Below are 9,801 nucleotides of genomic sequence, written 5' to 3' on the forward strand. Positions count from 1 at the left end.
TCATTTTGAGATACCCGTTTTCATATATTAAGCAGCTTGCTTTTGACGTTTTTGAGTTTTTGATCCCAATACTTTCGGGATAATGAAACCATCCATTCCAAATTTCCCAGCGTTCATACCGGAAACAAGAACAAACATAGATAAGATAACCATCTCAGGGTTCACACCGATTGACCCACTAAACATATAGGAAAAGTTCATTACAAGGCCAAAAAAGACCGCTGTTTTTGTTAAACAGCCTACAATTAAACCAATTCCAACTAAAATTTCTCCCCATGTTACAAGTGTATTAAACAAATCTACATTTGGAATTGCAAATTCTTGTAAAAATGATGCCCACCAAGATTGAACAGCCGGTTGTGCTCCTTTAGATTTTTCAATTGCACCTTGTAAATAACCCGTTGCATCGAATCCTTTTCCTTGTAGTTTACCAATTCCAGCCATTAACCATGTGTAACCAAGATATACTCGAATTACTGCTAATACAAAAGAAACTGCTTTGTTTTCTCTTAAAAATTGAATAACCATATCTTCCTCCTAAAGGTGTAATTAAGTCAGTTACAGATAATATAATAACATTAGTTACTTATTTTTCAAACGTTAATTATGAATAATTTGTGTCATACATATTAAACATTAAAAACTAACGTTTATATAGTAACTTTTATTACCTATAAAAACTTGAACATATCATACCACAGATGATAATCATTTTCATTGAAAAAATTGTAAAAAAAATGTGTGCTAAATGTGAAACGTGTTTATTCTATATTTAAATAAATACGTCTCGCACTACTTATATAATCGAAAAGTATCGGTCTCTTCATCAATTAATCTCGCTTCTTGAAAGGCTTCTTCTAACGTTTTGTCATGGTTAATAACACTGTAAAATAAGCGTATTGTAAACATAAGCGCTGCATTCCCAACTACGTAATCTATCGACCCAATATACGATTTCGCGCCACTATATAAAAATGATTCTGCTAATTTCCCCTCCCCTAACGTGCACCCACTATTTACAATATATGTATTATGCAATTTTGCATATTTATAAATTTCTTTCGCTCCAAAGTTCCCTCTCGGTTCATCTTGTTCGTAAATATCTTCACCTAACTCTTCCATGACAAACTTTCCTTCCTCACCATGAAAGCAAAAAACAACATAATTGATATCGTTATATAAGTTCTTTCCAGAAAGAATTTCCACGAAATCATTCGGCCTACCAATCCAATATGTCACAACTCTTGCCCCAAAATATTCAAGCGATGCTCGGATTGATTGTGCCTCTAAATCAGAATTAAAGCCAACTACTAGTGCAACATTCAACATACACCCTCCATCCTATAATTAGATCTCCTCAATCAAACTTTTAAGGGATACATCCATTTTATATATACCCGTTTCTTTCAAAAAATCAGATCTAGTTAAAACGACTTTCTGTAAATATTGCCGATACGCTGTAATTGTCCCGTCGTGAGATACAATGCAAATTCTTTCCGCCCCCAGCTCATAACACCAAAGAAGAAATTCATCTACTATTTGCTGAAAACGATTCTCTGAAATAGTATTTATACCTTCCGTCCATAACTGCTTATTTGTACTTTTCGCAATCGAAAAATGTGGAAATAAATTTGTTATTATTCCTTGATCTACTATGTGATCACATGGTAATGTTTTCGCTCCTTCTCGATAAGGAAAAATACGTGGGGATGCATATGGATGAACGATTTTTTGACAAGCTACTTTCTCACTCCATATCGCCGCCGTTTGTAAAGTTCTAAGTGTAGGGCTAGCGATTAATATATCTGTTTTCTGTAATGGTACATTGAATTGAATGAATCCAGCCTGATTCCTTCCCTCATCCGTTAATGATGGATTCAACATTTGTAAACTTGCCGGCAAATCCTTTGTATGTTCTCCTTCACCGTGCCGAACAAAGACGAGTTTCATACCCATCCTCCTCTCTCCATAAAATCCTTCAACATAATTTCTTCCCTATCTCATTCATTATTCCTGCTATAAAAAAACAATATGTAAAAAACATTTGACATAAATAACAGGAAAATATTACAATTGCATGTGTAAAATACTTTTTACAAGGGAGAGGGGAATTATAAATATGAAATGGATAACCATCTTAATTGGAATGATTATATGGGGATATATAAACGGATTTTTTAGTAGTGATAAAACTGCTAATCCTTGGATTATAGATGATGAACGAGAAACAAAAATTAAACAGAAAGCAATTATTGCAAGCTGGTCCGGTGTTTTTATGTTTTGTACCATTAACCTCTTAAACAAATGGTTAGGTGTAGAAACAAACAATACCTCACCTTACTTACCATCTTCTATCGCAACTATTTTAAAAGAAAATATAGAGTTACAAATTTTATTTATGCTATTTATTACGTATGGCATCTTTTACATATACTACCGAAGAAAATTAAGCGCTTAACTTTTTATCTCATGATTATCCTCCTAAATGGTTATAGTAATTAGGACGAAATGAAAGGAGCGATAGAAAAATGAGTAACTCGAATGATTTTTTAGATACACTGCATGAAAAACAAGCAAAAGATGAACAAAATAGAAAACGTCAGGGGAACGGAAACCCAGCGAAAAAGAAGCCAAATAAAACACATAAATAACAATAAAAAACCTGCCTAAAATTATCTTTTAGGCAGGTTTTTTATTCTTCTTTCACCGAGATAACATTTTCCCAATTCCATTTCTCGTAATACCACTCTGGTACATCTATATTTTCAATCCACTTCATTTCATGCTTCCCATCTTTATGAGCAAGCCATACATCCGCTTTCTTACGGTCTGAACGTATCCATATTAATTGATTACTCTTATTCATGAAGAGCGGATGATAATCTCCTTGCCTATGAGGTGGCTTTGTAATTCGATGTTGTTCGTCGCTTGTACTATCGATTTCATATAAAGATGGTAGTGGTCTTTTTTCTGGTGGAGTTTCTATCCCCGCCTCTTTTGCTCGTGAAACGATAATTACGTTATCATTCTTCCATGTAAAATCCCAATCGACATATCCTTTCGGTGTAAATGTGTTCTGTTGAAGTGCTGGCAATTCTTTTATTTTTAAATGTTTATTCTCTAACGCAACTCTCCCGCTTCCTTCAATATAGGCCAATATATTGTTGGCTGGCGCCCATTTGAACCATTGTGTGTTTAATAACATTTGATCTACCTTTTCAAAACGACTACCATCTGCACGAACTAAGCAAAGCGTATTGCTATCAGCTGACCATGAAGCTGTCGGTACTGCTAAAAATGAAATCCACTTTTGATCTGGCGACCACTGAAAGCCACTTGCAACTAATGCTAGGAAATCATCATGTTCATTTGGTAATGCATACAAATGCTTCATTTTGTGAGGATTCATATGTGCATCTTTTTGTACTTCATATAGCTGGGCTCCTGTCCACCCTGTTGGAAGTAAATGTGCTTCAGAGGATACAAAAAACTTCTTTCCATCAGGATACCATGCATAATCTCCTACACCTGCCGATACATTTTCAAAATCTGTATTCTTTTTTTCTACATCAAATGTATTTAATGTACCTGTAAATATAAATGCAATTATATTTTCTGTTGGTGACCATTGATAATTCGATGCTTCTGAGTGAAACGGCGTAACTTTCTTTCCATCTTTCAGCCGATATAACTCAAGACTACCTTCTTTCTTTCCTTTTACATATGCCAGCCACTCTCCATCATGAGACCACTTTGGCCCTGTTATATACTCTCCTTTTGTAAGTTGTTTCTCTTTCCCCTCAACTTTAATCCAGAGGTCATGATGACGAATAAAAGCAATTTTCGCTTCATTATTTTCTGCGCTACTATTAATGATTGAACATAAAAATAAGACTAACATTGTACCAACGCTTACTATGAACCGTTTCATAATACCCCTCCATTTCCCTCATAGCATTCCTCAATGTCCACCTACAATATGTAAAAAATACCTATTCGACATAATCAGAAAAAATTTCCCAAGAAATTTTAAATTCATAGAGGATTGGTATGAATTATGTCGAAAATATAGTTTATCTAACATCCGATTATGTAATTCGAGATAAATTTGTAAGATTAGTTTTCGGAATATTGACACTTTTTTATCAGGGGGAGTTTCTATGAAAAAAACTACATCTACACTACTGAGTATGGCGCTCGTCTTTTCCAGTTTTGGAGCTTTAAGCGCCCATGCTGAATCACTGCAAAAAGAGAAGCAATTTAGTTCACAGTTAAAAGCAAACATTACACAATGGGGAGAAAATAAAATTGCGCAAAATGTTGAAACAAAAACATCAAAAGAAATATCTGTCATTGTAGAATTGCAACATGCTCCACTCGCTTCACAAAGTAACATTCAACATGCTCCAGATTTACAAAATAATAATGCCCAGTCTTATCATGCGCAACTAAAAAAAGTACAAGAAGATACTACTAAGAAAATAAAAGAAAAAGCACCGAAAGCAACGATAAAAGAAACGTATAGTACGTTATTTTCTGGGTTTTCTATCTCTATCCCAGGGGATCAAATTACCGCTCTAGCTTCTTTACCTGAAGTAAAAGCAATTTATCCAAACTTAACATACAAATTACATGAAACGTCAAAAAGTCCGGCTAATCAAGAAACACCAAATATTGGAGGACCGACAGTTGGTGCGCCTGAAGCTTGGAATTTAAAAGATCCGACTGGCAAACCACTTGATGGAAAAGGAATGAAAGTCGCTATTATCGATTCAGGTGTAGACTATACACACCCTGATTTAAAAGCAAATTATATCGGCGGCTATGATACAGTCGATGAAGATAATGATCCGATGGACGGAAACGTACACGGTACTCATGTTGCTGGAATTATCGCTGGTAATGGAAAAATAAAAGGGATTGCTCCAAATGCCTCTATACTTGCTTACCGTGTCATGAATGATGGGGTACTGGTACAACCGAAGATATTATTCAAGGTATTGAGCATGCTATTCAAGATGGTGCTGATGTTTTAAATCTATCTCTTGGTCAAGATTTAAATGTACCCGATCAACCTGTAACAATGACGCTAGAACGTGCGGCGAAACTTGGTGTTACTGCGGTCGTATCAAATGGAAATGATGGACCCAAACCTTGGTCTGTAGATGCACCTGGGAATGCAAGTAGTGTCATCTCTGTTGGAGCATCTACAGTTTCTATTCCATTTCCAACATTCCAAGTAGCTGGTTCCAATAAATCTTACCAAGGATTACCGTTATCAAAATCGGATTTCCAAGTAGGAAACGATGCCCAGCTTGTATATGTTGGATACGGTAATCCAAGTGATTACGCTAAACAAGATGTAAAAGGTAAGTTCGCGCTTGTCTTACAAGGGACTTCGAGCACGTTAGTAAAAGCAGAACAAGCAAAACAAGCTGGCGCTCTCGGCGTGCTACTAATTTCTAACGAAAAAGAAATTAATATTATGCCAGAATATTTTGGTCGTGAAGAAGTAGCTCTTCCTGTTATGCAGCTATCCAATACGAATGGCGAAGAGTTGAAAAGTTTAATTACAAAACGAAAGAAAAATATAAAAATTGGACAACCAAAACAAACAGAACTTATTGGTAATTTTAGTTCAAGGGGACCATCACAAGGAAGTTGGCTTATAAAGCCTGATGTTGTTGCACCTGGCGTACAAATTACAAGTACAGTACCAAGAGGTGGCTATGAATCTCACAATGGGACAAGTATGGCTGCGCCGCAAGTAGCTGGAGCCGTTGCTCTATTACGTCAAATGCATCCTGATTGGACGACAGAACAATTAAAATCATCTCTTGCCAATACAGCCGAAACATTAAAAGACGTAAATGAAAACACATATCCTGTTATGACACAAGGATCGGGCTTAATTAATATTCCAAAAGCGGTAAAAGCGGACGCATTAGTTACACCAAACAATGTAAGTTTCGGTCTAATTAAACCAAATAGCGGAAAAGTAAAATTAACACAAAATATTACATTACAAAATCTTTCTAGCAAAAAGAAAAACTTTTCAACTCGCATTGAACTATTAGATACAAAAACGAAAGTTCAAACTTCTTTCGCTTCTTCTGTGAGCGTAAAACCGAATAGTAACATAGAAAAACCTTTTACCATTACTGTGGATAGTTCTTTGCCACAAGGTGTATATACAGGGAATGTATATGTAAAAGAACAAGGTAAGACAGAAGAAATACGTATTCCATTTACATTTAGCATTGATCCAAAAGAATACAAACGTATTGATGGCCTTGAAATTGTTAATTCTACTTTCAGTCCAAATAATGACCAAATACTAGATGACAACCTTATCAATTACTATTTAGTTACACCCGTTGAGGATGTAACGTTTCACGCTAATTTAATTACGAAAGACTGAGTAACCTATCAAGGTATCGTTTATCAAGGTAAAAATGAAACACCAGGTTATAAATCTTTCAAATGGAATGGTACAAAAGTTGGTGGATCCCCTCTGCCTGACGGCTTATACCAAATTGAAGCTGTTGCTTCTAATTCTGGTGGAGAAACGAAACAAACAGGGGCTGTGTTTGTCGACCGCACTGCACCTAAATTAACACACGAAGTTGATCAAGAAAATCTCATAATTAGAGGGAAAGTAACTGATATACTGTTAGATTGGATGACAGAATCCGGATGGGTTGCTCCAGGGCATCCTGTCACGATACAGTATGAAATTAACGGGAATGGTACATGGGAAAACGCATTCCTGAACCATTGGGAGAAAAACTACGAAATTTATTTCGATCGTAGTCAATTACAGCAAGGAAAGAATACAATTCACATTGTAGCAACTGATGCCGCTGGAAATACATCTAATTTGAATGTTGATTTAGAAGTGAAATAATTAAATTATTGTTGACAATCTTTTAAAAATAGTTTTATAATACGAAACATAGTTTAGTTGAACGAATTATATATCGGCTTTGAAGGAATACTAGTAGCGACTTATATCCCTGTCTCAGAGAACTGATGGTTGGTGTAAATCAGTACATATACAAGCGTGAATTACAATTCTGGAGCTTCTTTCCCGTAGTGCACATAGTGCATGAAGAGGAAGACGGATCTTTCCGTTATCTTAAAGTGAGTGGTAAACAATTTTTATGTTTACAATTAGGGTGGTACCGCGATTTTTATCGTCCCTATCGGATTTTCCGATAGGGGCTTTTTTGCGTCCTTCCCTTTTATACAACTTCATATATACGCATTGAAAGAATCGCAGTAGTATATTATATCCCTGTTACAGAGAGCTAGTGGTCGGTGGAAATTAGCACATATATAAGTACGAATTACAATTCTGGAGCTTCTTTTTCGTAGTGCTTTTATGCATGAAGGAAAAGACGGAGTTTTTCCGTTATCATGAATTGAGATGTAAGTGTATTTTCACTTACAAATAGGGTGGTACCGCGATTCTTTCGCCCCTATCGGATGTTCCGATAGGGGCTTTTTCTATTTCTCAAAGAAACAAATATTAAATAATTCCGAATCTTATGATAAAATTTTATAAGCGCTTACAATTTGAAAGGGGGTGATATAAGCTATACGAAACTCATATTCAATTTTATAGAAAACAAGGAGGATGTCTAAATGACAAAGAAAATAGAAATCCCATCGCATTTAAAACCATTCGTATCCACACAACATTATGATCAATACACACCGGTGAATCACGCTGTGTGGCGTTACATTATGAGACAAAATCATAGCTTCTTAAAAGACGTTGCCCATCCAGCCTATGTGAATGGACTACAATCATCTGGTATTAATATAGATGCAATTCCAAAGGTAGAAGAAATGAATGAATGCTTAGCACCAAGCGGCTGGGGAGCTGTAACAATTGATGGCCTTATTCCTGGCGTCGCATTTTTCGATTTTCAGGGGCACGGATTACTACCAATTGCAACAGATATTCGTAAAGTAGAAAATATCGAGTACACACCAGCTCCAGATATTGTACACGAAGCGGCAGGACACGCACCGATTTTACTTGATCCTACATATGCAAAATATGTGAAACGTTTTGGGCAAATTGGTGCAAAAGCTTTCTCTACAAAAGAAGAACATGATGCATTTGAAGCTGTTCGTACATTAACGATTGTCAAAGAAAGCCCTACTTCTACTCCTGATGAAGTTAAGGCTGCTGAAAATGCTGTAATTGAAAAACAAAACTTAGTTTCTGGTTTATCAGAAGCTGAACAAATTTCACGTCTTTTCTGGTGGACAGTGGAGTACGGATTAATTGGAAATATTGACGATCCAAAAATTTACGGTGCTGGTCTTCTTTCCTCTGTCGGCGAAAGCAAACATTGCTTAACAGATGCTGTAGAAAAAGTTCCTTTCTCAATTGAAGCTTGCACAGGGACAACTTATGATGTGACAAAAATGCAACCACAGCTATTTGTTTGTCAATCATTTGAAGAGTTAACTGAGGCGCTTGAGACGTTCTCTGAAACGATGGCATTCAAAACAGGTGGCACAGAAGGATTAGAAAAAGCAATTCACTCCGAAAATCATGCCACAACTGAGTTAAGTAGCGGATTACAAATTACGGGTACATTTACAGAAACAATTAAAAATGATGCCGGCGAAGTCATTTACATGCGAACAAGCTCTCCAACTGCATTAGCAATTCATAATAAGCAGTTGGCAAATCATTCTACCTCTGTACACAGTGATGGATTCGGGACACCGATCGGATTACTAAATGGTAATATCGCACTAGAAGATTGTACAGAAGAAAAGTTACATTCATTAGGCATTACAATTGGAAACAGCGCAGATTTTACTTTTGCAAGTGACATTCATGTAAAAGGAACAGTAACTGATATTGTAAAGAATGATAATAAAATTGCCCTTATCTCGTTTATAGATTGTACAGTTACTTATAAAGATCGTTTACTATTTGATGCTTCATGGGGCGCATTTGATATGGCTGTTGGCTCACAAATCACTTCAGTATTCCCAGGTGCCGCAGATGCAGCAGCATTTTTCCCAATGGATGAAGAAGTTCAAGAAATCCCTGCTCCACTTGTACTGAATGAACTTGAACGTATGTATCAAACAGTTCGAGATATTCGAAGTGAGGGGATTTTACACGACGCGCATATCGATCAATTAGTAGCAATTCAAGAAGTATTAAATACATTTTATGCGAAAGAATGGCTGCTTCGCCTTGAAATATTAGAATTACTTTTAGAGCATAACAAAGGGCATGAAACATCTGCAGCACTACTACATCAACTTTCTACTTTCACAACTGACGAAGCTGTAACACGCCTTATTAACAATGGTCTTATGTTACTTCCAGTAAAGGGTGTGAGAAATGATGCTAAGATTAACTGAAGAAGAAGTTCGCGAGGAGTTATTGAAGGTAGATAAATGGATGGTAAAAGATGAGAAATGGATTGAACGAAAATATATGTTTTCCGACTACTTAAAAGGAGTCGAATTTGTCTCTGAAGCCGCCAAACTATCAGAAGAACATAATCACCATCCATTTATCCTTATCCAGTATAAAGCAGTTATTATTACTTTGTCATCTTGGAATGCAAAAGGTTTAACGAAACTAGATTTTGAGCTTGCAAAACAATTTGATGAACTATTTTTACAAAACGAAAATGCAATTATAAAAAAATAAAAAAAGAGAAGCCTTTTTAGGCTTCTCTTTTCAGAGTGTTGGGAAACCCTTTAGGGTTCCCAACATTCTGCAATCCTTTTTAATTTTAGTAAATGAAAACAATA

Annotated in this window: 8 protein-coding genes, 1 pseudogene and 2 other annotated features; of the genes and pseudogenes, 5 read left to right on the forward strand and 4 right to left on the reverse strand. The window is 35.9% G+C overall.

All coding sequences use genetic code 11. The features are described 5' to 3' along the window. Positions 1–27 precede the first annotated feature (27 nt). From JDS98_RS16020 to JDS98_RS16030, 3 genes are all read right to left on the reverse strand, one after another. Positions 28–528 carry a DoxX family protein gene (locus JDS98_RS16020; protein ID WP_000236610.1) on the reverse strand — a complete coding sequence of 167 codons (501 nt, stop codon included), beginning with the start codon at positions 526–528 and terminating at the stop codon, positions 28–30. Positions 529–792: 264 nt separating this feature from the next. Further along, positions 793–1,329, reverse strand: coding sequence for a delta-aminolevulinic acid dehydratase (locus tag JDS98_RS16025; protein ID WP_199634031.1), 537 nt, complete (start codon positions 1,327–1,329; stop codon positions 793–795). A gap of 18 nt (positions 1,330–1,347) precedes the next feature. Then, positions 1,348–1,950 carry a histidine phosphatase family protein gene (locus JDS98_RS16030; RefSeq protein WP_097855026.1) on the reverse strand — a complete coding sequence of 201 codons (603 nt, stop codon included), beginning with the start codon at positions 1,948–1,950 and terminating at the stop codon, positions 1,348–1,350. Between the two features lie 169 nt (positions 1,951–2,119). Here JDS98_RS16030 and JDS98_RS16035 point away from each other — a divergent pair, with 169 nt between their 5' ends. Further along, positions 2,120–2,458 (forward strand): phosphoglycerate mutase, encoded by a 339-nt coding sequence (locus JDS98_RS16035; RefSeq protein WP_199634032.1) that lies wholly within the window; start codon positions 2,120–2,122, stop codon positions 2,456–2,458. Between the two features lie 70 nt (positions 2,459–2,528). Then, on the forward strand, positions 2,529–2,651 hold the full coding sequence (locus JDS98_RS16040) for a DUF4023 domain-containing protein (RefSeq protein ID WP_000071861.1): 123 nt from the start codon (positions 2,529–2,531) through the stop codon (positions 2,649–2,651). Positions 2,652–2,692: 41 nt separating this feature from the next. On the opposite strand, the gene JDS98_RS16045 is transcribed toward JDS98_RS16040, so the two are convergent. Beyond that, positions 2,693–3,931, reverse strand: coding sequence for an eIF2A-related protein (locus tag JDS98_RS16045; protein ID WP_097958108.1), 1,239 nt, complete (start codon positions 3,929–3,931; stop codon positions 2,693–2,695). Positions 3,932–4,160: 229 nt separating this feature from the next. Here JDS98_RS16045 and JDS98_RS16050 point away from each other — a divergent pair. The 3 genes and pseudogenes from JDS98_RS16050 (at position 4,161) to JDS98_RS16060 (ending at position 9,697) form a co-directional block, all read left to right on the forward strand. Next, a pseudogene (locus JDS98_RS16050) lies at positions 4,161–6,907 on the forward strand (S8 family serine peptidase). 70 nt (positions 6,908–6,977) lie between these two features. Next, positions 6,978–7,207 (forward strand) — a binding site (T-box leader). Positions 7,208–7,258: 51 nt separating this feature from the next. Further along, positions 7,259–7,486 (forward strand) — a binding site (T-box leader). Between the two features lie 161 nt (positions 7,487–7,647). Next, positions 7,648–9,402 (forward strand): aromatic amino acid hydroxylase, encoded by a 1,755-nt coding sequence (locus tag JDS98_RS16055; protein WP_199634033.1) that lies wholly within the window; start codon positions 7,648–7,650, stop codon positions 9,400–9,402. Next, entirely contained in the window at positions 9,383–9,697 is a 315-nt protein-coding gene (locus JDS98_RS16060; RefSeq protein ID WP_098710852.1) for a 4a-hydroxytetrahydrobiopterin dehydratase, read from the forward strand. The genes JDS98_RS16055 and JDS98_RS16060 overlap by 20 nt, the downstream gene beginning before the upstream one ends. The last annotated feature ends 104 nt before the right edge of the window (positions 9,698–9,801 follow it).

Source organism: Bacillus cereus group sp. N11 (assembly GCF_016483605.1).
GTDB classification, from domain to species: domain Bacteria; phylum Bacillota; class Bacilli; order Bacillales; family Bacillaceae_G; genus Bacillus_A; species Bacillus_A toyonensis.

Excerpts from the sequence above, each read along its gene's own strand:
- JDS98_RS16020 (WP_000236610.1), bottom strand. The coding sequence starts at position 528 with ATGGTTATTCAATTTTTAAGAGAAAACAAAGCAGTTTCTTTTGTATTA.
- JDS98_RS16025 (WP_199634031.1), bottom strand. The coding sequence starts at position 1,329 with ATGTTGAATGTTGCACTAGTAGTTGGCTTTAATTCTGATTTAGAGGCA.
- JDS98_RS16030 (WP_097855026.1), bottom strand. The coding sequence starts at position 1,950 with ATGAAACTCGTCTTTGTTCGGCACGGTGAAGGAGAACATACAAAGGAT.
- JDS98_RS16035 (WP_199634032.1), top strand. The coding sequence starts at position 2,120 with ATGAAATGGATAACCATCTTAATTGGAATGATTATATGGGGATATATA.
- JDS98_RS16040 (WP_000071861.1), top strand. The coding sequence starts at position 2,529 with ATGAGTAACTCGAATGATTTTTTAGATACACTGCATGAAAAACAAGCA.
- JDS98_RS16045 (WP_097958108.1), bottom strand. The coding sequence starts at position 3,931 with ATGAAACGGTTCATAGTAAGCGTTGGTACAATGTTAGTCTTATTTTTA.
- JDS98_RS16055 (WP_199634033.1), top strand. The coding sequence starts at position 7,648 with ATGACAAAGAAAATAGAAATCCCATCGCATTTAAAACCATTCGTATCC.
- JDS98_RS16060 (WP_098710852.1), top strand. The coding sequence starts at position 9,383 with ATGATGCTAAGATTAACTGAAGAAGAAGTTCGCGAGGAGTTATTGAAG.